This is a genomic window from Geothrix fermentans DSM 14018 (assembly GCF_000428885.1).
Classification (GTDB): domain Bacteria; phylum Acidobacteriota; class Holophagae; order Holophagales; family Holophagaceae; genus Geothrix; species Geothrix fermentans.
The window spans coordinates 214,481-234,181 of sequence record NZ_KE386810.1 but is presented as its reverse complement, the minus strand read 5'-3'; the positions used below and the strand labels follow the sequence as shown (position 1 = coordinate 234,181).

The following is a 19,701-nucleotide window of genomic DNA, read 5'->3' as shown; positions in this document are numbered from 1 at the left end:
CGGGCGAAGTTACACGGATGTCACACCCAGGCTCAGCCCCCTTCACCTCCCCCCCCCAGAGTCGATGGCATATAGGAGGCATCGATGAAGATCCGATTCCTGGCCCAGACCATCCTGGCTGGCCTGCTCGTGGCCGGGGCCGCCCAGGCCCAGACTGTGACCGTCATGGGCTCCACCGCCCTGGGCCCGATCGTCAAGAAGGCGGCTGAGGACTACATGAAGGCCCACCCCGGCGTCCAGATCGCCGTCAGCGGCGGCGGCTCCATGACCGGCCTGAACCAGGTGACCAGCGGCGGCTGCCACATCGGCATCTCCGACGTCTTCGCGACCCCCGACCAGGAGAAGGCCGGCGTGAAGAACCACAACATCGTGGTGCAGCCCTTCACCCTCATCGCCCACCCCGGCGTCGGCGTGAAGAGCCTCTCCGCCCAGCAGGCCGAGCAGATCTTCACCGGTAAGGTCAGCAACTGGCAGGAAGTCGGCGGCAAGAACCAGAAGATCGTCCGCGTGATCCGCCCCGAGTCCTCCGGCACCCGCGCCGTCCAGAAGAAGACCATCCTGCACGACCAGGAGTTCGCCAAGGACGTGCTGATCCAGGACTCCACCGGCGCCGTGGTCACCTCCGTGGCCACCACGCCCGGCGCCATCTCCTTCGTGGAGCTGGAGCACCTCGAGAAGAACAAGGCCCGCGTCGCCGGCATCGCCTACAACGGCGTCGCCTGCTCCAACGAGACCGTGAAGTCCGGCAAGTACCCCGTCTTCTCCTATGGCCACGCCTACACCAACCCCGCCAAGCTGGGCGATCCCAAGGTCAAGCAGGCCGTGGAGGGCTTCCTGGCCTTCATCCTGAGCCACGACTTCCAGCAGAACGTCCTCAAGGCCGGCTACCTGCCCGTGGACTACGTGAAGTCCCTCAAGACCAAGCTTTGAGATCCGTCGGAACCCCTCTTGCCCACCCGGCGGTCCCACCGCCGGGTGGTTTGCGGAAAGCCGTCATCATGCCCGACGCCCCCGAAGCCTCCATCCCGGCCGCCTCCCAGCGAGGCGGCTATTCTGCGGAAGCCCGCATGGATTCCCCCTCCGCGGAGGCCGGGGTCCCTGCCTTCCGCCACAGCCGACTCCAGCGGCTGGCGGACCGCTGGGCCCGCCTCGGCTTCCTGGCCTGCAGCCTCCTCGTGGTGGGGCTCATCGGGGGCATCCTCTTCTTCCTGGCCACCCGGGGCCTGGCGGCCTTCCTGCCCCTGGCCGGGAACACGGGACGGGTGCTGAGCTTCTCCGAGGTCTTCCTGTCCGCCGACTGGGCCCCGTCCTCTGACCGCTTCGGCATCCTGCCCTTCATCGCCGGTTCCCTGGGTGTCACGGGGCTGGCCCTCCTCATCGCGGCCCCGGCCGGCGTCCTCACGGGCGTGTTCATCGCCAAGATGGCCCCGGCCTGGATGCGCAACCTCATGCGCCAGGTCATGGACCTGCTGGTGGGCATCCCCTCCGTGGTCTACGGCATCTTCGGCCTCACCGTGGTGCTGCCCCTGGTGAGCCGGACCTGGCTGGAGGATGCGCCCGCCTCGGGCTTCGCGGTCTCCGCCCTGATCCTGGCCGTCATGATCGTGCCCACCATCGTCAGCCTGTCCACGGATGCCTTCGAGTCCCTGCCCTCCAGCCTCGACGAGGGCGCCCAGGCCCTGGGCTCCAGCCGCTGGCAGGCCATCTGGCGCGTGCTCATCCCAGCCGCCCGGCCCCGCCTGCTCACGGCCACCGTGCTGGGCCTGGGCCGCGCCATCGGCGAGGCCATGGCCGTGCAGATGGTCATCGGCAACAACCCCCAGTGGATCGCCCTCATGCGGGAGTCCACGGACCGGGCCCCCTTCCTCCGGGCCCTCTTCACCCCCGCGGCGACCCTCACCACCGAGCTGGTCCAGGAGCTGCCCAACACGGCCGCCGGCTCCACCTGGAACAACGTGCTCTTCGCCATGGGCCTGCTGCTCTACCTGCTGACCATGGTGCTGATCCTGGCCACCCGGCGGCTGGGCCGCGGGAGGGAGGCCTGATGAACGCCGCCGTTCCCGTCTTCCGCCGCTCCAGGACCTCCAAGGCCGTGGACCGCCTCATGCGCGGTGTCCTCTGGGCCATCGCCCTGCTGTTCGTGGCCGTGCTGATCCTGTTCGTGGGGGCCATCCTCAAGCAGGGCTGGCCCGTCCTGAACCTGGGCTTCCTCACGAAGATGCCCGAGACCCTCGACGCCGGCGGCGGCATCAAGCCCCAGATCTTCAACTCGATCTACCTGGTGATGCTCTCCCTGGCCATCTCCCTGCCCGTGGGCCTCGGGGCCGGCATCTACATGGCCGCCTACGCGGGCCAGGGCCGGGCCCTGCGCTTTCTCCGGCTCTGCATCGAGACCCTCGCGGCCACGCCCTCCATCGTGCTGGCCCTCTTCGGCATGATCGTCTTCGTCCAGGCCATGGGCTGGAGCTTCTCCATCCGCTCCGGCGCCCTCACGCTGGCCCTGCTCAACATCCCCATCATCACCCGCGTCACCGAGGTGAGCCTGCTGGCCGTGCCCCAGGAGCTGAGGGAGGCGAGCTACGGCCTCGGCGCCACCAAGCTCCAGACCATCTTCAAGGTGGCCCTGCCCTATGCCGCCACAGGCATCCTCACGGGCCTGGTCCTCACGGCGGGCCGCGCCTTCGGTGAGAGCGCCATCCTGGTCTTCACCGCCGGCACCAACGCCAGCGCCCAGTTCCCGGACTTCCGCCTCACGGTGCCGGGTGAGACCCTGTCCGTGCACCTCTGGTACGTCACCTCGGACGGCACCCTGCCCGACGCCCGGGAGATCGCGGCCGGCACCGCCGCCGTGATGATCCTGGTCCTGCTTGCCCTGAACCTGCTGGTCCGCCTGGTGGACCGCACCATCCGTCGACGGACCCGTTGATGCTCATCCCCACCGTTCCCGAAACCAAGCCCATCAAGCTGTCCGTGCGCGACATGGCCTTCAGCTACGGCCAGAAGAAGATCCTCGACGGCCTGTCCATGGACATCCACGCCGAGCGCGTGACCGCGATCATCGGTCCCAGCGGCTGCGGCAAGAGCACCTTCCTCAAGTGCTTCAACCGCATCCACGAGGTCTCCACGGACGTCAAGGTCAGCGGCGACATGCAGATCGACGGGGTGGACATCTACCGTGGCGGCATCGATGTGGTGGACCTGCGGCGGCGTGTGGGCATGGTCTTCCAGAAGCCCAACCCCTTCCCCAAGTCCATCTACGAGAACGTGGCCTTCGGACCACGCCTCTTCGGCGTCCAGGACCGCACCACCCTGGACGGCATCGTGGAGGACGCTCTGCGCAAGGCCGCCCTCTGGGAGGAGGTAAAGGACCGCCTCAAGGAGAGCGCCACCGGCATGAGCGGCGGCCAGCAGCAGCGACTCTGCATCGCCCGGGCCCTGGCCGTGAACCCGGAGGTCCTCCTCATGGACGAGCCCTGCTCGGCCCTGGATCCCATCGCCACCGCCAAGATCGAGGACCTCATCGGGGAACTGAAGGAGAGCCTCACCATCGTCATCGTCACCCACAACATGCAGCAGGCGGCCCGGGTCAGCGACTACACGGCGTTCTTCTGGCTGGGCAAGCTGGTGGAGATGGACCTGACAGAGCGCATCTTCACCACGCCGAGGGTGCAAATGACCGAAGACTACATCACGGGGAGGTTCGGCTGATGCGGCAGTTCGACACGGAACTGAAGGAGCTCCGGGAAGGCATCATGGCCATGGCCGGGGTGGCCGAGGAGATGATCGAGCTCACCATCCAGGCCCTGGCGGAGCCTTCGCCCGCCAAGGCCGAGCAGGTGAACCACCTGGACCGCAGGATGGACGAGTGGGAGCTGCGGCTGGACCAGCAGTGCATCGACCTGCTCGCCCTGCGGAACCCGGCGGCTTCGGACCTGCGCCGCATCGCCTCCAGCCTCAAGATCATCCCCGAGCTGGAGCGCATCGGCGACCACTGCTGCAACATCGCCCGCCGCGTGGGCATGGTCCACCCCCCCATCCTGGCCGGGAACGACCTGGAGCGGCTGGGCACCGAGACCCGGGGCATGGTCCGCCGGGCCGTGGACGCCTTCGTGAGCAACGACGCGGCCCTGGCCCACGCCGTGATCCTGAGCGACGACAGCGTGGACGCCCTTTACGGGAAGATCTACCGCGACCTGCTGCGCATCATGCTGGCGGATCCCCTCTGCATCGAGCGGGCCAGCCACCTGATCCTCGTCATCAAGAACTGGGAGCGCATCGCGGACGAGGCCACCAACATCGCGGAAGAGGTCCTCTTCATCCTCGAGGGGCACAGCGCCAAGCACCCCTACCTCCACGGCGATTCCGTAGAATAAGGGCGAAGGATCCCATGCCCCACATCCTCCTTCTGGAAGACGACACCGAGATCCGCCTGGGCCTCGAGCAGCACCTGCGCCGTGAGGGCTTCAGCCTGACCAGCGTGGGCACCGGACGCGAGGCCCTCCAGGCCCTCGGCGCCCCGGGAATCCGCCTCGACGCCGCCCTCCTCGACCTGAGCCTGCCCGACATGGACGGCCTGGACGTGCTCCGCGCCATCCGCGCCAATGGCCCGCACCGCGGCCTCCCCGTGCTGCTCGTGACCGCCAGGAGCGAGGAGATCGACCGGGTGCTGGGCCTCGAGCTGGGCGCCGACGACTACATCTCCAAGCCCTTCTCCACGCGGGAGCTGGCCGCGCGCCTGCGGGCGATCCTGCGGCGCTCCACCCCCGCGGAGGCCGCTGAACGCCCCCTGCAGCTGTCCTTCGGCCCCATCTCCGTGGACCTCGACATGCATACGGCCCGGGTGGATGGCCAAGTGGTCGACCTCACCCGCCGGGAGTTCGAGCTGCTGGCCTACTTCCTGGCCAATCCCCGGCGCGTGCTGACCCGGGAGAAGATCCTCCAGCAGGTCTGGGGCCTGGAATACCTCGGCGAGAGCCGCACCATCGACGCCCACGTGCGGCGCGTCAGGGCCAAGCTCGGCCCCGTGGCGGCGGAGCAGATCGAGACCGTGGTGGGCGTGGGCTACCGGTTGGGCGGGCCCGCGGACGCCTGATCCGCCGTCGGCCCGGGCGGCAGCATCACCCGGAAGGTGGCGCCCTGACCGGGCCTGCTCGCCAGCGTGACCTCGCCGCCCATCAGGCGGCAGAGGTGCTTCACGATGGCCAGGCCGAGACCCGTCCCCGGCTTGGCCTTGGCCGCCTGGGCCCGGTAGAAGCGCTCGAAGATGCGCCCCTGCTCCGCCTCGGGCACGCCGGGGCCCTGGTCCGCCACCTCCCAGATCTGGCCCTGGGGCGAGATGTGGACGCCGAGGCGCACGCGCCCGCCGGGTGGGCTGAACTTGATGGCGTTGGAGAGGAGGTTCTCCAGGATCTGGCTCAGGCGCAGGGGGTCGGCCAGGAGCGTGGTCCCCTCGGGCGCGTCCAGGTCCAGGTCCAGGTCCACCTCGGCCTCCGCGAGCCGGGCCTTCTGATCCTTCACCACGGAGGCGAGGAAGCCGCCAAGATCGAGGCGCACCGGCTCCAGGCGCATGGCCCCGCTCTCGATGCGGCTCAGCTCGGAGAGGTCTCCCAGGAGCAGGGCCAGGCGGTCCACGGAGCGGAGGATGGACTTCGCCCCGGCTTGGGCCGCCTCCGGAAGCGCCTCCTCCTGGAGGTTCTCCGCCGCGATCCGGATGGCCGTGACCGGCGTCTTCAGCTCGTGGCTGACGTTGGAGATGAACTTCTGCCGGGTGGTCTCCAGCGCCTCCTGGCTGGTGACGTCGTCCACGGTCAACAGCACGCCGGACACACTGCCGAGGGGCGCGAAGGGGATGGCCCGCACGCGGAGCGTCCGGCCCGCCCTCGCCAGCCGCCATTCCGAGGGCACGCCCCGGTAGGCCCGCTCCACCGCCGAAGGACTGTCAGGGTCCTGGAAGACTTCGCCCACAGACTTCCCCTTGGCCAGCGGCGCTCCGAGCCCCAGGTGGCGCTGGGCCGCCGGGTTGAACTGCTCCAGCCCTCCCGTGGGACCGAAGAGCAGGACGCCTTCCTCCAGCCGGGCCATGATGCCGGGAAGCAGGCGGTCCTCGCGGGCCGCGCGTTCCCGGAGGTCCAGGTTCTCCTGCTCCAGCGCGGACCAGGCCCGAGGCAGGTCCTCGATGGCGCTGGGGCGGGAGCCGCCCAGGAGCTGCCCCAGGGGTTCGGCCACCAGGCGCACCTGCCAGCGGGCCATGAGGACGACCACCAGAATGAGCGTGGCCACCAGGCCCAGGAGCCAGAAGGCCGAGACGCCCTTCTGGACGGTCATGCCGAGGCCCATGCCCAGGAACAGCACCGCCCCCAGGCAGACCAGGGCCCGCCCCAGGAAGGCCCGCACGCCGGGCCCGGCCTCGTGATGGATGTCACGTCTCGCCATGCCCTCCGACCATACACCGGCAGCGGGGTTCCATGGATGGCCCGGTCGCCAATTTACGCTCCGTTAACACCCTGGGAGCCGGTACAGTGGGGGACGGATCTGTGTCTGCGGGAGAAGTCATGTCCTTGAATGCCCTGATGCGCTGGTTGAAGCCCAAGGAAATGGTCTTCTTCGACCTGCTCGAGTCCGCCGCGGCCAACACCTACCAGGCCGCCCAGCTCTTCGACCGCGAGATCCGCAGCGGCGACCCCGCGCGGTTCGCGGAGCTGCGGCGCCAGATGAAGGACCTGGAGCACGCCGGCGACGACCTCACCCACGAGATCATCGACCGGCTGAACCACACCTTCGTGACTCCCATCGAGCGGGAGGACATCCTCCACCTCGCCCACTCCATCGACGACGTGGTGGACCGCATCCACTCGGTGTGCGAGCGCCTGATCCTCTACCGCATCAGCCACGTGATCCCCGCCGTCACCGAGATCAGCTCCATCATCGTCGAGGGTTCCAGCGAGATCCTGCACCTCACCCGCTCCCTCAGGACCATGTCCAACCCCAAGGAGATGGGCGACCGCATCCGCCGCGTCCACGCCCTGGAGAACAAGGCCGACTCCATCTACCACGCGGGCCTGGCCCAGATCTTCGAGGACCCCAAGGATCCCATCGAGCTGGTGAAGTGGAAGGAGATGCTCGAGAAGATCGAGGACGCCACCGACAAGATCGAGCTGGTGGCCAAGGTCATCGGCTCCACCATCATGAAGAACGCCTGAGGGCTTCGATGATTGAAGCATTCCTCATCCCGTCCCTGGCGGTCCTGATCCTCCTGTCCTGGGGCATCGACTACATCAACGGCTTCCACGACACCGCGAACTCCATCGCCACCGTGGTCAGCACCGGCGTGCTTCCCGGCCGCTACGCGCTGGTCATGTCCGCCACGCTCAACTTCGCCGGGGCCCTCGCCGGCACCTCCGTGGCCACCACCATCGCCAAGGGCATCGCCGCGGAAGCCCACGTGGTGCCGGCCGTCATCGCCGCCGCCCTCATGGCCGCCATCACCTGGGACCTGCTCACCTGGTGGTTCGGCATCCCCTCCAGCACCAGCCACACCCTGCTGGGCGGGCTGGCCGGGGCCGTGGTGGCCCACGCCGGCATCGGCGCCCTGCACACCAAGAAGCTCGAGGAGATCGCCGCCTTCATCGTCATCTCCCCCGCCATGGGCTTCCTCGTCGGCATGATCCTCATCCTGCTGATCCTGTGGATCGTGCGCCATTTCTCCGGGCACAAGGTGAACGTCGTCTTCCGCAAGGCCCAGTTGGTGAGCGCCGCGGCCATGTCCTTCACCCACGGCCAGAACGACGCCCAGAAGGCCATGGGCGTCATCTGCCTCGCCCTCATCGCCTACAAGTTCCACCTGCCTCTGGACGCCAAGGCCAAGGTGATCATCCCCCTCTGGGTGAAGATCGGCAGCGCCACCATGATGGCCATCGGCACCGCCTCCGGCGGCTGGAAGATCATCAAGACCATGGGCTCCCGCATCGTGAAGCTGAAGCCCATCCACGGCTTCGCCGCCGAGACCGCCGCGGCCGCCGTGCTCTTCACCACGGCCCACTTCGGTATCCCCGTCAGCACCACCCACAGCATCACCGGCGCCATCATGGGCGTGGGAGCCAGCATGAACGCCTCCGCCGTGCGCTGGGGCGTGGCCGGGAACATCGTCGTCGCCTGGGTCCTCACCATCCCCGTGAGCGCCCTCCTCGCCGCGGGCTACCTCAAGCTGGTGGCGCCGTTCTTCTGATTCACGCCGAAATCACGGGAAAGCAGCGGCTCCGTCACGGCCCCCGGTCAAGCTGGAGGGCCCGCTCCGCGGATGCGCTGTAACAAGCCGTAACCACTCTGTTTCCGTAGATTTATCGAGGACTCCGCAGGCCCGTCATGCCCGCCTCCGATCCTGGTTCCGACACCAGGGAGGCCCCATGACCATCGAGACCCTCAGCCCTCATCCCGAAGGCGCCCGCTACGCCGTCCGGCCGCTCGGCAGCGCCGACTTCGCCCACCTCCAGCGCCTCGAGGCCGAGATCTGGTCCGGGGACGGGGCCGGCGAGCTGTGCCCCCACTACCTGCGCCTCTGCACGGAGCTCTACGGCGACTGGTGCTTCCTGGCCATGGACGGCGACCGACCCGTGGGCTATGTGCTCAACTTCGTGAAGGGGGCCACGGTCTACTGCGCCACCCTGGCCGTTCACCCCGAGTACCAGAAGGGCCGGGTGAACTACCTGCTCATCCGCGCCATGGTGGCCAAGCTGCTGCAGGAGAACGTCGAGGAGTGCCGGTTCCTGGTGGAGCCGGGCAACGATGACGCCCGCAGCGTCCACCACGCCCTGGGCGCCCGCGTGGTCGCGGAGGTCCACGACTACTACGCCCCCGGCGACACCCGCCTCTGGTCCGCCATCACCCGCGAGGACCTGGAGCGCGTCCGGGCCCGCTACACCCGCCTCAAGCTGGTGAGCTAGTGGCCGCGGAACTGGCTTCCTGGGCCGGCGTCCTCTGGCCCACCTTCGCCCTGCTGCCCCGCCTGGCCGCCGGGACGGAGCCGCAGCCGGGCCTGCACCGCTGGGCGGGGCGCCTCCTCCCGGCCCTGGGCGTGGAGCTCGAGGTGGCCGGACAGCCCCGGAAGGACATCCCCCTCTGGGTGGCCAACCACCTCAGCTGGGTGGATCCCCTCGCGCTCATGAGCCTCCGCCCCATGGGCACCATCGCCAAGGGCGAGGTCACGGGCTACCCCCTCATCGGGCGCTGGGCCCGGAAGTCCGGCATCCACTTCGTGGACCGGGAGGACGGCGCCAGCCGGGCGGCCGTCCTGGCCAGGTTCGCGGCCTCCCTCAAGGAGGGCCGGGACATGCTGCTCTTCCCCGAGGGCACCACCACCCGGGGGGAGCGCTTGGCGCCGTTCTACGAGGGCGGCCTGCGCGTGGCCTACGAGCTGGGCCTGCCCGCCCAGCCCATCCGCATCAGCAGCCCTGCGCCCCACTACCCCTGGACCGGCGAGGAAACACTCCTCCCCCACCTCCGCCACCTCTTCGCCACCCGGACGCCCCTCACCCTGGTGGCCGAGGCCCCCCTGCACCCGGCCGGATTCCGCGATCCCGGCCAGTGGATCGCCGCGTTCCGCGCCGCCCTCGAACCCCGGAGCCTTCCATGAGCGCCGATGTCCTGATGCAGGGCCTCCGCACGGGCCTCACGCCCTTCCTGGGGCTGCCCCTGGTCCTCGATCCCCGCCCCGCCACGGGCGTGGTGCTCGGCGCCCCCTGCGATGCCGGCGTGATCAACCGTCCCGGCGCGCGGTTGGGCCCCTGGGCCCTGCGCGCCGCCTCCATGGGCCTGGGCACCCATCCCATGCCCGCCCGCCTGCGCGAAGGCCGCCCGGTCCTGGGCCCCGGCGCCGCGCAGGGCTGGCTGGACGGGGGCAACATCCCCACCCTGCCCTTCTCCCTGAGGGAGGCGCTGGAGACCGTCCAGGCCACGGTGGGCGCCTGGGCCATGACCGGCTGCCGCACCCTGATGCTGGGCGGCGACCACGCCCTCACCCTCGGCGCGCTGCGGGCGTTGGCCCGCCAGCACGGGCCCCTGGGCCTGCTCCACCTGGATGCCCATCCGGACGCCGCCGACGGCGCGGCCTGGGGCACGGAACTCCACCACGGCACCTGGGTGCGCCAGGCGCTGGAGGAAGGTCTGCTGGATCCCGAGCGCGTGGTGCAGGCCGGCCTGCGGGCGCCGCGCTTCGACGATGGCGAGCTGGCCTTCCTCCAGGCGGCGGGCGTGCGCATGTGGACGCCCACAGACCTGCGGGATCCCCGCCTGGACTCGCGCCTGGCCGCGGACCTCGCCGCGGTGGGCCGGGGACCCGCCTACCTGAGCCTCGACCTCGACGTCCTCGACCCCGTGCTGGCCCCCGCCGTGGCGGAGCCAGTGCCCGGCGGCCTCGACCTCGACGAGGCCCTCCGCCTCATCCACGCCACCCGCCCCTGGTCCGAGCCCTGGGTGGGCGCGGACCTCATGGAGTTGGCCCCCACGCTGGAAGGCGCCGAGGCCAGCGCCCGGGTCGCCGCCCACCTCGCCCTCCACCTCCTCGCCTGAGGCTCCCATGACCGCCCTCGACGTCTTCCGCCGCATCCACGGCGAACCCACCTGGGATGACATCGTCACCGGCCACGACTTCGGCTTCCTCGAGATCCCGGAGATCCAGGCCTGGGTCTCCGGCGAAGGCCCCGCGGCGGTCCGGCTGAAGGCCCTCCGGGGCGAGGCCCTCCGCACCTTCGAGGCCCACCTGTGGGCCGCTTGCGCGGAGGCCGCGGGCCGTACGCCCCGGCCCGGCAGCGCCCGGTGGTCCCTGGCCCAGGACCGCTGGCGGGAGGCCGGCCTCCGCGAGGCTCTGGCCACGGAGAGCACGGCGGCGCAGCTGGCGGTCAAGGTGGAGCGTCTCTACGAGCAAGTGGGCTGCCCCGAGGACATGCTCCTCATGCTGCGCCCCTCCCAGCCCTGGTCCGGCACGCCAGCCACGGTGGATCCCCAAGCCGTGCAGCAGTTCCTCAATCGGACTAGGCGCGCCTCATCCCATCGATCGGAGCCCAATTTCTAGCCTTGTGCCACCCTGGGGGCTCCTCCGGAGTCTCGATGCTGCTTTCCGACCCCAGGCTGGATGACCTGCTGAGCAACGGCGCGCCGAGGCTGGAGTCCCTGCTGCGCTGGCTGCTCGAGGCCTCCCCGGTGGATTCGGTGGACGGCGAGGCCCGGCGTACGACCCGGCTCCGGCGCCTCCATGCGGCCCTGGTCTTCCGCGGGCAGACGGGTGCCCTCACCGAGGCCTGGAACCACGCCTCGGCCATCCGCCTCCTGGCGGAGACAGGCCTGCCGGACCGCACCACCCTCATGGGCGAGGGCTTCCTGCGGATCGTGGACCGCGTCATCCCGCGGCTGGATCCCGAAGGCGACCTCTATGCCCTGCTGGACCGCCTGGACCTGGACGAGGCGGATGCCGTCTGGATCGAGGGCCTGCCCGAGGACCTGCGGGCCACCTGGGGCGCGCTGCTGGCCCCGCCTCCGGAGATCTGGGCCCACGCGGCCCGACTGCTGGCCCACCGGGCCGCGGCCGTGGGGCTCTCCCGCGACCTGCTGGCCCTGGATCCCGAGGGCAGCGACGCCGAGTCCCCGTTCTTCCACCTCACCCGCATGGTCCACGATGCCGGGGAGCGGCCCTCGGACCCGGGGGCGCGGATCGCCTGGCAGGCCTGCCGGGCCGCCTGCACGGCCACCCTGGCCCAGGCCCAGGCCCGCCTGGACGATCGGGGCGTGTCCACGGACCTGGTGTTCCGCCTCGAGCTGCTGGAGGCTCAGCTGGCGCGCATCGCCCAGCTCCTGGACTTCGCAGCGGGCCGCGGGGACGGCCCAGCCTTCGCCGCCGAGCTGGTGCGGGGCAGCGCCGCCCAGCACGGGCTCTTGAACCTGCTGCGCACCACGGTCAAGCGGCTGGCGCGCAAGGTGGTGGAGCACACCGGCGAGACCGGCGAGCACTACATCGCGCGGAACCGCTCCGAGTGGTGGGCCATGGGGCGCTCCGCCGCGGGCGGCGGCCTCCTCACGGCGGGCACGGCCCTGCTCAAGGTCAGCCTGTCCGTCCTGCCCCTGGCGCCGCTGCTCCTGGGCGCCTCGCTGACCTCCAACTACGCCGTCAGCTTCTGCCTCATGCAGCTGATGGGCTTCAGCCTGGCTTCCAAGCAGCCGGCCATGACCGCGGCGGCTCTGGCCCGGGCCCTGGAGGAGAACGACGGCCAAGTCCGCGAGGTGGAGCTGGTGGCGGCCATCACGCGCACCCAGGCCATCGCCACCCTCGGCAACGTGCTGGCCACCATGCCGGTGGCCACGGGCATCATCCTGGCCTGGGTCCAGCTGACGGGCCATGCACCCCTGGATCGGGAGGCCGCCCTGCACGCCGTCCAGGGCACCCATCCCTTCCACGGCTGGACGCTGGTCTTCGCGGCCCTCACCGGCGTGCTGCTCTGGCTCTCCAGCCTGGCGGCGGGCTGGACCGCCAACTGGAGCGCCTACCGGTGCCTCCCGGAGGCCCTGGCCCAGAACCACCGCCTGCGGTCCTGGTTCGGCGCCCACGGGGCCGAGTCCCTGGGCCGCTTCATCCACCGGCACCTGGCGGGCTTCGCGGGCTACACGGCGCTGGGCGCCCTGCTGGTCTTCGTGCCCATGGCCTTCGCCTTCGCGGGCATCCACGCGGAGGTGCGCCACGTCACCCTCCAGGCGGCCTCACTGGCCCTGGGCGCGGCCACACTCTGGTCCGAGGGGGCCCTGGTCTGGAAGGACGCCCTCTGGGGCCTGGCGGGCATCGGGTTCATCGGCATCCTGAACTTCGCGGTCTCCTTCGCCTTGGCGCTCTGGACGGCCCTGCGGGCCCGGGACCTCAGCGGCCGGGCCAGCCGCCGCCTCTGGCTGGAGATCCTCCGGGCCTTCAACCGGAACCCGGGCCGCTTCCTCCTTCCGCCCCGCCGGGGTGCTACCCTCGACAGCCGCGTCCCCGGAGACTCTCATGCGTAGCCTTCTGTTCACCGCCCTGCTCGCGACCAGTCTCGGCGCCCAGGACAAGCCCGCCCCCGTGCGCCTCACGCCGCTGCGGGTGAGCCCGGCCTGCACCGTGTCCCAGGAGATCGGCATCAGCAGGGTGGAGGTCGCCTTCGCCCGGCCGGCCGTGAAGGGCCGCAAGGTCTGGGGTGGCCTCGTACCCTTCGGCCAGGTGTGGCGGGCCGGCGCCAACACCGCCACCACCCTCACCTTCAGCCATGCGGCCCAGGTGGCCGGGAAGCCCGTGCCCGCGGGCACCTACGGCTTCTTCGCCATCCCCGGCGAGAAGACCTGGACCCTCATCCTCAACCGGAAAGCCAAGCAGTGGGGCGCCTACGAGTACAAGCCGGAGGAGGACCTGATGCGCTGGGAGGCCCAGCCCCAGACCGGCCCCTACCTCGAGTATCTGGACTACCGCGTGGTCCCCCTCGACACCAGCCGCGCCACGGTGGAGCTGGGCTGGGAGAACCTCCGCGTGAGCTTTCCCGTGGCGTTCGACACCAAGGCCATCTACTGGGCGCATCTGGAGGACACGCTGAAGAAGGCGCCGGACACGGACTGGGTGCCCTGGTACCAGGCCGCCAAGTACTGCCAGGACCAGGCCATCGAACCCCAGAAGGCCCAGGCCTGGATCGAGAAGAGCCTCAAGGCCGGGGAGAGCTTCTGGAACCACGAAACCGCGGCCCGCATCGCCCGGGATGCCAAGCGGATGCCAGAGGCCCTGACCCAGCTCCAGAAGGCCATCGACCTCTCCCGCGGCAAGGCGCCCAAGGAGTACACCGAGAACCTGGAGAAGGAGCTGGTGGCCTGGAAGACCCCCAAGTAGGGTTCAGACCCCTTTCCGGTCCGCCCCCCAGATGACCTTGTGCAGCTGCATCTGGACCCGTACGGGCAGGCCATCGGCCACGACCTTCTCGGCCAGCCAGGCGGGGTCGAGGCTCCCCCAGACCGGGCTGAAGAGCACCTCCAGGCGGTCCCACACCCGGCGTTCCGCACACCAGGCCCGGGCCCACTCGTAGTCCGCCGGGTCGCACAGCACGAACTTCAGCTCGTCCTGGCCGGACACCATGTGATCCAGGTTGGACTCCAGCCAGCGGTGGGCCTCGCCGCTGCCGGGGGTCTTGCGGTCCACGATCTTGATGACCTCCCGGGGCACCGGCGCCAGATCATGGCTGCCGGCCGTTTCCAGGGCCACCTCATGGCCCAGGCCCAGCAGGGCCCGCAGCAGGTCGGGCGCGTGGGGGTGTGCCAGGGGCTCGCCGCCCGTCAGCTCCACGAAGGGCGCGCTGGGCCCCTTCCTCGGCGGACCAAGCCGCTGGCGGGTCTCCGCGAGGAGATCCTCCAGGGTCCGCATGGCGCCCTCGTAGAAGGCGTACTCGGTGTCGCAGTAGGCGCAGCGCAACGGGCAGCCCGTCAGACGGATGAAGAGGCAGGGCCGCCCGATGCGGGCGCCTTCCCCCTGGATGCTATGGAACACCTCGTTGACCTTGAACTTCATCCCTCACCTGGCGTTCCCATTGTGCCCGCCTCTCCTGCGGGCGCGCCATGCCGCGAGCGCGCCAGGACCGCTACCGATCCACCCAGCGCCGTCCCCCGTCCAGCGTGAGGATCTCGCCCGTGAGGAAGGGGCTGTCGGCCGCGTAGCGCACGGCGCGACAGAGGTCCGCGGGCTCCCCGATCCGCTTGAGGAGGGTGCGTTCCGCCAGAAAGCCGCCGTCGCTGCCCTCCGGGGGCAGGATGGTGCCCAGGGCGTGGCCCACCACCCGCACCCGGGGACCCAGCAGCTGGGCGAGGCCCGGCACCAGCGTGGCGAGGCCCGCCTTCGCCGCGCTGTAGGGCAGGCGCTTCAGCCAGGGGTGGTGGAGGGAGGTGTCCAGCAGGAACTGGAGGCAGGCATCCCCCGAGGGACTCTGCGCCAGGTGGGGCGCCAGGGCCTGGGCGCAGAGAAAGGGGAAGCCCAGGTTCATGCGCCAGGCAGCATCAAGGGATTCCGCCGTCCAGGCGCCGAAGGGCTGCTCGGGGAAGGTTCCGGCCAGCACCACGGCGCCGGAAATCCCCCAGCCATCCGACGCCAACGTCTCAAGATCTGCCATCATGCGGGAACTCAGTTCCGGGCTCTCAGCATTCCATACAAGCGTCCGGATCCTGGAATTCCCCGACAAGCCAGCCACCCAGGACTCACCCTCCCATGGTCCTGAACTCGTCAGCACCAGGTCGTGATCCCGGGCCAGATCCTCCGCCAGGGCCCGCCCCAGGCGCCGCCTTCCCCCCACCAGCACCCAGCAGGGCCTGCCTTTCCGCGAGATCCGCTCCATCGGGGCATTCTTCCACAAAGGTCCCATGAACCCCTACCTCAAACGCATCCGGTGGCGCCTGCTGTGGATCAGCCTGGCCTGCCTCGTGCTGGCCCTGGGTTCCTTCGGCCTGAACCAGTGGGTGTATGCGGCCTCGGACGACCAGTGCTCCTGGGTGGTGGAGAACGGGAAGATCGTCATCCGGGAGATCCTGCCCGAGGGCGTGGCCGAGGAGGCCGGCCTGCTGGAGGGCGACGAGCTCGTGAAGATCCAGGGCCGCACCTTCGAGCCGACCCTGGAAGGCACCCTGAAGGCCCAGCGGTTCATCAACGCCAAGTCCCAGGGCACGATCCTCATCTACACGGTGAAGCGCCAGGGCCGCCAGATCCTGCTACCCCTGCGCCTGGTGAAGCCCCTGGACCTGGAGCAGCTGGCCCTCCTGCTGAACGGGCTCCTGGCCTGGGCCATCAGCCTGCTGGTGGTGCTCTCCGCGCCTGAACGCAAGACCTCGCGCCACTTCTTCTACTTGGCCGCCACGGCGCTCCTGATGTCCGGGGCCACAGCGGGCCTCAATATGCCTGTGGGCCTCCGCATCCTCCTGGGCCTCATGGCCTCCATCACCGCGGCGCTGCTTCCGCCCCTGTGGATCCACTTCTTCCTGCGCTTCCCCCACCCCTTCCACCTGCGGAAGAACCGGCGCTTCCTCCAGGCCATCTACGGCAGCTTCGCCCTCGTGGCCCTGGTGCAGTTCCTCCTGACCCTCTGGGGCACTTTCAGCGATGGCAGCTTCCGGACCCCGTCCGGCGCGCCTCTGCAGGGCCTCCTCCGGGTCTTCCTCACCAACTACCCCATCCCCCTCTACGTCGGGGCGGCGCTGGCAGGCCTGGGGTTCTTCCTGGTGGGCACGTTCCGGACCCACGAGCGGCTGCGCCGGGCCCTTCTGCCGTCCCTCATCGTGGCGGCCGCGCTCTGCCTGGACCTGCTGGCCTGGACAGTGCTCCGGGCCCGGTACGGCAACAGCCTCATCTTCCGCCGCCAGATCTTCATTTTCATGCTGCCGGTGCCGCTGCTGCCCCTGAGCTTCGCCTTCGCCATCTTCCGCCACGGCCTCTTCGAGGTGCGGAAGGTGCTGCTGCGGTGGGTGAGCTACATGGCCATCCTGGCGCTCACGATCGCCGGGTACCTGGGCGGCCTGGCCTGGTCCTTCTCCCATCTCTCGTCCATCCCGCCGGGCTGGGCGGGCGCCCTCATCGGCCTGCTGGCCCTGCCCCTGGGATGGACCCTGCGGCAGCTCCTGAAGGGCATCCGCCGCCGCTTCCGGAGGGACTTCGCCAGCACCCGCGAGATCGCCCTGCGCTCCGTGCGCGAGCCCCGGAAGCGCTTCAGCGAGGAAGCCCTGCTGAAGTCCCTCCGGAAGGCCCTGGGCGAAGCCTTCCAGCCCCAGTTCCTGGAGGTGGTGCCCATCGAGTCGCGCCAGATCCTCCTGCCCGCCGCCGAGACCATGGACCGGGACGACCGCCGCGTGCAGTTCCAGCCCCAGCCTCTGCGGCTTCCCCCGGGCTTGCTGCGCCTGGCCAGGGAGAATCGCGAGCTGGTGCTGGGCCTGGGCAGCGAGGAGGCCGACTGGATCCGCGAGCAGGGCGAGGGTCTCCGGGCCCATGTGGATGCCCTGGAAGCCCAGTTGCTCCTGCTGATCCTCGCCGGCGACCATCCCCACAGCGCCGTCCTCCTGGGCGGCAAGTATTCGGAGTTGAACTACGGCCGCGAGGACCGCGAGCTGCTGCGGGAGGTGGCCTTGGCCGGCGGGCAGGTTCTCGAGACTGCGGTGATGCACCAGCGGCTCCTGGCCCAGGAGCGCCTGAGCCAGGAGCTGGAGACTGCCCGGCGCATCCAGGAGGGGCTTGTCACCTCGCACCTGCCGCCCATCCCGGGCTTCCAGGTGGCCCTGCGCCTGGAGCCGGCCCTGGAGACCGGCGGGGACCTGCTCTTCGTCAAGCGCCGCCCGAGCGGGAACTGGCTGGCGGCCGTGGGCGACGTCTGCGGCAAGGGCCTGGCCGCCGCCCTCTACATGGCCCAGGCTACGGCCCTCCTGGAGCAGGCCACCCAGCGGGAGGACCAGGGCCTGGAGGAGATGCTGGGGTCCCTGGATCACACACTGCGCCAACTGCTGGGCCAGCGGGGCTTCCTCACCCTGGTCCTGCTCGAGTGGAACGAGGATGGGCACTACCGGCTGGCCCGGGCCGGCCACCCCGGGGCCCTCATGCTTCAGGGGGTCGCCGAGGACTGCTCCACGGAGATGACCCCCCACGGCCGTGGCCTGGGCCTGCGCCCCGCCGGTCCCGGCGACTGGGAGGTGGTCGAGGGCGTGCTGCCCCCGAAGGGCTGGATGGTGCTCTACAGTGACGGCCTCTCGGAGGCCATGAACAAGGAAGGCGAGCTTTACGGCGCGGCCCGCCTCTGCGCCCAGCTCCGCCGCCTTTGGGGCACGGGGAGCCCCCGGGCGGCCTGCGAGGCGGTCTTCCGGGATGTAGCGTCTTTCGATACCCAGAACCGGGATGACCGGACTCTGTTTATCCTGGGAAGGGAGCACCCATGACCCGCCCCGCCCTCCGATGGACCATCCCCGCCTTCCTGGCCCTCCAGTTGCTCATGCTCTGGCTCCAGGGCGTGCAGCTCCACCGCCAGAACCAGGTGCTGCAGGGCCTGCGCGACGACATCCAGGCCCTTGCGGAGTCCCTGGACTACGGCCAGGGGGCCGTTTCCGACAGCGATGATGTGGACGCGGTGCCCGCGAGCGGACCCGTGAAACCGGCCCCCCACACGCACGTCGCCGTCCTCGGCATCCAGGAGGAGCAGGAGGCCGCGGCCAAGGAGCTCCAGGCCTCCCGCGAGTCCGCCCAGAAAGCCGTGAAGGATGCCCGCGAAACCCAGTCCAAGCTCTCCATCGAAGAGAACGCCCGCAAGGCCGAGGAGGCCAAGAAGGTCCAGGCGGCCACCAGCTCCTGGATGAACTGGGCCTGGGGCGCCGTGGCCCTGGTGGCCGTGGCCCTGGTGGCCCGCTCGGTGATCCGCCGGAGGGGCTGATGTCCCTGCTCGAGTACCTCCGCCTGGATCCGCAGTGCCGGAGCCTGGCAGAAGGCGCCATCCACGCCGTGGCCCCGGCCCTGGAGGATCCTGATCCCGCCTCGGTGGTCATGCAGCTGAACGAGTGGGCCTTCACCCTCGCAGGGCGCATGCCCCTCCCCTGGGACACGGACCGGGCCCTGGAGGCGCTGAACCACCTGCTCTTCGAGGAGCTCGGCTTCGACGGGGATCGCGAGACCTACGACGATCCCCTGAACGCCCTGCTCCCGGCCGTGGTGGCACGCCGCAAGGGCCTGCCCATCTCCCTCTCCATCCTGTGGATCGACCTGGCGCGCCGCATGGGCTTCGACGCAGTGGGTGTGGGCCTTCCTGGCCACTTCATCACCGCCCTGCGCACGTCATCCGGCCTGCTGTGCTTCGACCCCTTCAATCGCGGACGCGCCGTGGAAGAGGAGGGCGGCGCCGCCCTGGTGAAAGCCGCCAGCGCCGGCCGGATCGCCTTCCACCCCGACATGCTGAAGCCCGCGGCGGATCGCCAGATCCTCATCCGTCTGGTGCGTAACCTCCACCTGCGGTTCATGCATGCCGAAGACTGGGAGGAGGCCCTGTGGACGGCCACCCACCTGATCCTGCTGGACCCCGGCGATGCCCGGGCCCACAAGGAGCGCGCTTTCGTGCACCTCCAGCGGGATGAGCCCGCCCCCGCCCTCGCCGACCTGCGCGAGGTCCTGCGCCTCAGCCCGGACCAGGACCCCGAGATCCAGGCCTGGCTGCAGCAGCTGGAATCCCCCGGCTAGGGCGCTCAGGCGCCCTGGTCGGCCCGTTTCCGGACGGCGACGACCACATCCGCCCCGCGGTGCAGGAAGACGATCTGCACCCGGACCGGGCCCTCCGGGAAGCGGAAGGTGAAGTGGAAGGTCCGGGAATCCTCGCCCCTTCTGCAAAACTCGTGGAAGGCGCCCTGGAACGCCTGCACGGCGGTGCACGGCGCGATCTCCGTGAAGAAGTTCCTCCCGATGACGGCGCTGGGCTCGCGTCCCGACAGCCCGCCTTCCGCGAGGTTGTAGGCCAGGATGGTCCCATCCTCCGCCAGGACGATCACGCCGAAGGGCAGGCCATCCAGTTCGGACTCGGACAGGTCCGGGATGCCACGTAACTCCCGGTAGCAGCTTCGGCAGATGCCGTGGGAGTGCTCGGCCTCGCTTTGCCCGATCAGGGTGCCACACCAGGCGCACAGCACATCCGCCATCGTCCCTCCAGGAGCCGCAGG

The 19,701-nt window shown here is 70.1% G+C and carries 21 protein-coding genes; 17 read left to right on the top strand and 4 right to left on the bottom strand.

Annotation, left to right across the window (positions count from 1 at the left end; all coding sequences use genetic code 11):
• Positions 1-84: 84 nt before the first annotated feature.
• The 6 genes from G398_RS0111610 to G398_RS0111585 all read left to right on the top strand — a co-directional run bounded on the left by G398_RS0111610 (position 85) and on the right by G398_RS0111585 (position 5,092).
• A complete protein-coding gene (locus G398_RS0111610) occupies positions 85-930 on the top strand; it encodes a phosphate ABC transporter substrate-binding protein (protein WP_052571877.1) in 846 nt (281 codons plus the stop codon).
• 137 nt (positions 931-1,067) lie between these two features.
• On the top strand, positions 1,068-2,045 hold the full coding sequence (gene pstC, locus G398_RS18075) for a phosphate ABC transporter permease subunit PstC (protein WP_169720659.1): 978 nt from the start codon (positions 1,068-1,070) through the stop codon (positions 2,043-2,045).
• Complete coding sequence (pstA, locus tag G398_RS0111600; protein ID WP_084512543.1) at positions 2,045-2,926, top strand: phosphate ABC transporter permease PstA; 882 nt, start codon at positions 2,045-2,047, stop codon at positions 2,924-2,926. Before pstC ends, pstA begins: the two co-directional genes overlap by 1 nt.
• On the top strand, positions 2,926-3,708 hold the full coding sequence (gene pstB, locus G398_RS0111595) for a phosphate ABC transporter ATP-binding protein PstB (RefSeq protein ID WP_043484885.1): 783 nt from the start codon (positions 2,926-2,928) through the stop codon (positions 3,706-3,708). The genes pstA and pstB overlap by 1 nt, the downstream gene beginning before the upstream one ends.
• The gene (gene phoU, locus G398_RS0111590) at positions 3,708-4,373 is read left to right on the top strand and encodes a phosphate signaling complex protein PhoU (protein ID WP_043484883.1); all 666 of its coding nucleotides are present in this window, start codon (positions 3,708-3,710) and stop codon (positions 4,371-4,373) included. The genes pstB and phoU overlap by 1 nt, the downstream gene beginning before the upstream one ends.
• Positions 4,374-4,387: 14 nt before the next feature.
• On the top strand, positions 4,388-5,092 hold the full coding sequence (locus G398_RS0111585) for a response regulator transcription factor (RefSeq protein WP_026853707.1): 705 nt from the start codon (positions 4,388-4,390) through the stop codon (positions 5,090-5,092).
• Here the strand turns inward: G398_RS0111585 and G398_RS19795 are convergent.
• The gene (locus G398_RS19795; protein WP_052571875.1) at positions 5,062-6,432 is read right to left on the bottom strand and encodes a sensor histidine kinase; all 1,371 of its coding nucleotides are present in this window, start codon (positions 6,430-6,432) and stop codon (positions 5,062-5,064) included. The genes G398_RS0111585 and G398_RS19795 overlap by 31 nt on opposite strands.
• A gap of 119 nt (positions 6,433-6,551) precedes the next feature.
• On the opposite strand from G398_RS19795, the gene G398_RS0111575 reads away from it, so the two are divergent.
• The 8 genes from G398_RS0111575 to G398_RS18050 all read left to right on the top strand — a co-directional run bounded on the left by G398_RS0111575 (position 6,552) and on the right by G398_RS18050 (position 13,879).
• Positions 6,552-7,199 carry a DUF47 domain-containing protein gene (locus G398_RS0111575; RefSeq protein WP_026853706.1) on the top strand — a complete coding sequence of 216 codons (648 nt, stop codon included), beginning with the start codon at positions 6,552-6,554 and terminating at the stop codon, positions 7,197-7,199.
• An 8-nt stretch (positions 7,200-7,207) separates the two neighbouring features.
• Entirely contained in the window at positions 7,208-8,224 is a 1,017-nt protein-coding gene (locus tag G398_RS0111570) for an inorganic phosphate transporter (protein ID WP_026853705.1), read from the top strand.
• Between the two features lie 178 nt (positions 8,225-8,402).
• Positions 8,403-8,939, top strand: coding sequence for a GNAT family N-acetyltransferase (locus G398_RS18065; RefSeq protein ID WP_052571874.1), 537 nt, complete (start codon positions 8,403-8,405; stop codon positions 8,937-8,939).
• Entirely contained in the window at positions 8,939-9,628 is a 690-nt protein-coding gene (locus G398_RS19790; RefSeq protein ID WP_052571873.1) for a lysophospholipid acyltransferase family protein, read from the top strand. The genes G398_RS18065 and G398_RS19790 overlap by 1 nt, the downstream gene beginning before the upstream one ends.
• Complete coding sequence (locus G398_RS18055; protein ID WP_052571872.1) at positions 9,625-10,563, top strand: arginase family protein; 939 nt, start codon at positions 9,625-9,627, stop codon at positions 10,561-10,563. The genes G398_RS19790 and G398_RS18055 overlap by 4 nt, the downstream gene beginning before the upstream one ends.
• A 7-nt stretch (positions 10,564-10,570) precedes the next feature.
• Complete coding sequence (locus G398_RS0111550) at positions 10,571-11,065, top strand: hypothetical protein (RefSeq protein WP_026853704.1); 495 nt, start codon at positions 10,571-10,573, stop codon at positions 11,063-11,065.
• A 35-nt stretch (positions 11,066-11,100) separates the two neighbouring features.
• Positions 11,101-13,029, top strand: a complete 1,929-nt coding sequence (locus G398_RS0111545; protein ID WP_026853703.1) for a hypothetical protein — start codon at positions 11,101-11,103, stop codon at positions 13,027-13,029.
• Entirely contained in the window at positions 13,022-13,879 is an 858-nt protein-coding gene (locus G398_RS18050) for a DUF2911 domain-containing protein (protein WP_052571871.1), read from the top strand. The genes G398_RS0111545 and G398_RS18050 overlap by 8 nt, the downstream gene beginning before the upstream one ends.
• Before the next feature lie 3 nt (positions 13,880-13,882).
• Here the strand turns inward: G398_RS18050 and G398_RS0111535 are convergent, their stop codons facing one another.
• Positions 13,883-14,551: a radical SAM protein gene (locus tag G398_RS0111535; protein ID WP_026853702.1), complete on the bottom strand. Its 669-nt coding sequence runs from the start codon at positions 14,549-14,551 to the stop codon at positions 13,883-13,885.
• A 70-nt stretch (positions 14,552-14,621) separates the two neighbouring features.
• Positions 14,622-15,368 (bottom strand): SDR family oxidoreductase, encoded by a 747-nt coding sequence (locus G398_RS20460; RefSeq protein WP_169720658.1) that lies wholly within the window; start codon positions 15,366-15,368, stop codon positions 14,622-14,624.
• Between the two features lie 25 nt (positions 15,369-15,393).
• On the opposite strand from G398_RS20460, the gene G398_RS0111525 reads away from it, so the two are divergent.
• From G398_RS0111525 to G398_RS0111515, 3 genes are read left to right on the top strand one after another with little or no spacing between them, the layout of a single operon-like run.
• Positions 15,394-17,943: a SpoIIE family protein phosphatase gene (locus G398_RS0111525; protein WP_026853701.1), complete on the top strand. Its 2,550-nt coding sequence runs from the start codon at positions 15,394-15,396 to the stop codon at positions 17,941-17,943.
• Positions 17,940-18,431 carry a hypothetical protein gene (locus G398_RS0111520; protein WP_026853700.1) on the top strand — a complete coding sequence of 164 codons (492 nt, stop codon included), beginning with the start codon at positions 17,940-17,942 and terminating at the stop codon, positions 18,429-18,431. Before G398_RS0111525 ends, G398_RS0111520 begins: the two co-directional genes overlap by 4 nt.
• The gene (locus G398_RS0111515) at positions 18,431-19,228 is read left to right on the top strand and encodes a SirB1 family protein (protein ID WP_026853699.1); all 798 of its coding nucleotides are present in this window, start codon (positions 18,431-18,433) and stop codon (positions 19,226-19,228) included. Before G398_RS0111520 ends, G398_RS0111515 begins: the two co-directional genes overlap by 1 nt.
• 5 nt (positions 19,229-19,233) lie before the next feature.
• Here G398_RS0111515 and G398_RS18040 read toward each other — a convergent pair whose 3' ends face one another.
• Positions 19,234-19,680, bottom strand: coding sequence for a PAS domain-containing protein (locus tag G398_RS18040; protein ID WP_052571869.1), 447 nt, complete (start codon positions 19,678-19,680; stop codon positions 19,234-19,236).
• Positions 19,681-19,701 lie beyond the last annotated feature (21 nt).

Coding starts and splice junctions, on each gene's coding strand:
- G398_RS0111610 (WP_052571877.1), top strand. CDS start 85: ATGAAGATCCGATTCCTGGCCCAGACCATCCTGGCTGGCCTGCTCGTG.
- pstC (WP_169720659.1), top strand. CDS start 1,068: ATGGATTCCCCCTCCGCGGAGGCCGGGGTCCCTGCCTTCCGCCACAGC.
- pstA (WP_084512543.1), top strand. CDS start 2,045: ATGAACGCCGCCGTTCCCGTCTTCCGCCGCTCCAGGACCTCCAAGGCC.
- pstB (WP_043484885.1), top strand. CDS start 2,926: ATGCTCATCCCCACCGTTCCCGAAACCAAGCCCATCAAGCTGTCCGTG.
- phoU (WP_043484883.1), top strand. CDS start 3,708: ATGCGGCAGTTCGACACGGAACTGAAGGAGCTCCGGGAAGGCATCATG.
- G398_RS0111585 (WP_026853707.1), top strand. CDS start 4,388: ATGCCCCACATCCTCCTTCTGGAAGACGACACCGAGATCCGCCTGGGC.
- G398_RS19795 (WP_052571875.1), bottom strand. CDS start 6,432: ATGGCGAGACGTGACATCCATCACGAGGCCGGGCCCGGCGTGCGGGCC.
- G398_RS0111575 (WP_026853706.1), top strand. CDS start 6,552: ATGTCCTTGAATGCCCTGATGCGCTGGTTGAAGCCCAAGGAAATGGTC.
- G398_RS0111570 (WP_026853705.1), top strand. CDS start 7,208: ATGATTGAAGCATTCCTCATCCCGTCCCTGGCGGTCCTGATCCTCCTG.
- G398_RS18065 (WP_052571874.1), top strand. CDS start 8,403: ATGACCATCGAGACCCTCAGCCCTCATCCCGAAGGCGCCCGCTACGCC.
- G398_RS18055 (WP_052571872.1), top strand. CDS start 9,625: ATGAGCGCCGATGTCCTGATGCAGGGCCTCCGCACGGGCCTCACGCCC.
- G398_RS0111550 (WP_026853704.1), top strand. CDS start 10,571: ATGACCGCCCTCGACGTCTTCCGCCGCATCCACGGCGAACCCACCTGG.
- G398_RS0111545 (WP_026853703.1), top strand. CDS start 11,101: ATGCTGCTTTCCGACCCCAGGCTGGATGACCTGCTGAGCAACGGCGCG.
- G398_RS18050 (WP_052571871.1), top strand. CDS start 13,022: ATGCGTAGCCTTCTGTTCACCGCCCTGCTCGCGACCAGTCTCGGCGCC.
- G398_RS0111535 (WP_026853702.1), bottom strand. CDS start 14,551: ATGAAGTTCAAGGTCAACGAGGTGTTCCATAGCATCCAGGGGGAAGGC.
- G398_RS20460 (WP_169720658.1), bottom strand. CDS start 15,368: ATGGAGCGGATCTCGCGGAAAGGCAGGCCCTGCTGGGTGCTGGTGGGG.
- G398_RS0111525 (WP_026853701.1), top strand. CDS start 15,394: ATGAACCCCTACCTCAAACGCATCCGGTGGCGCCTGCTGTGGATCAGC.
- G398_RS0111520 (WP_026853700.1), top strand. CDS start 17,940: ATGACCCGCCCCGCCCTCCGATGGACCATCCCCGCCTTCCTGGCCCTC.
- G398_RS0111515 (WP_026853699.1), top strand. CDS start 18,431: ATGTCCCTGCTCGAGTACCTCCGCCTGGATCCGCAGTGCCGGAGCCTG.
- G398_RS18040 (WP_052571869.1), bottom strand. CDS start 19,680: ATGGCGGATGTGCTGTGCGCCTGGTGTGGCACCCTGATCGGGCAAAGC.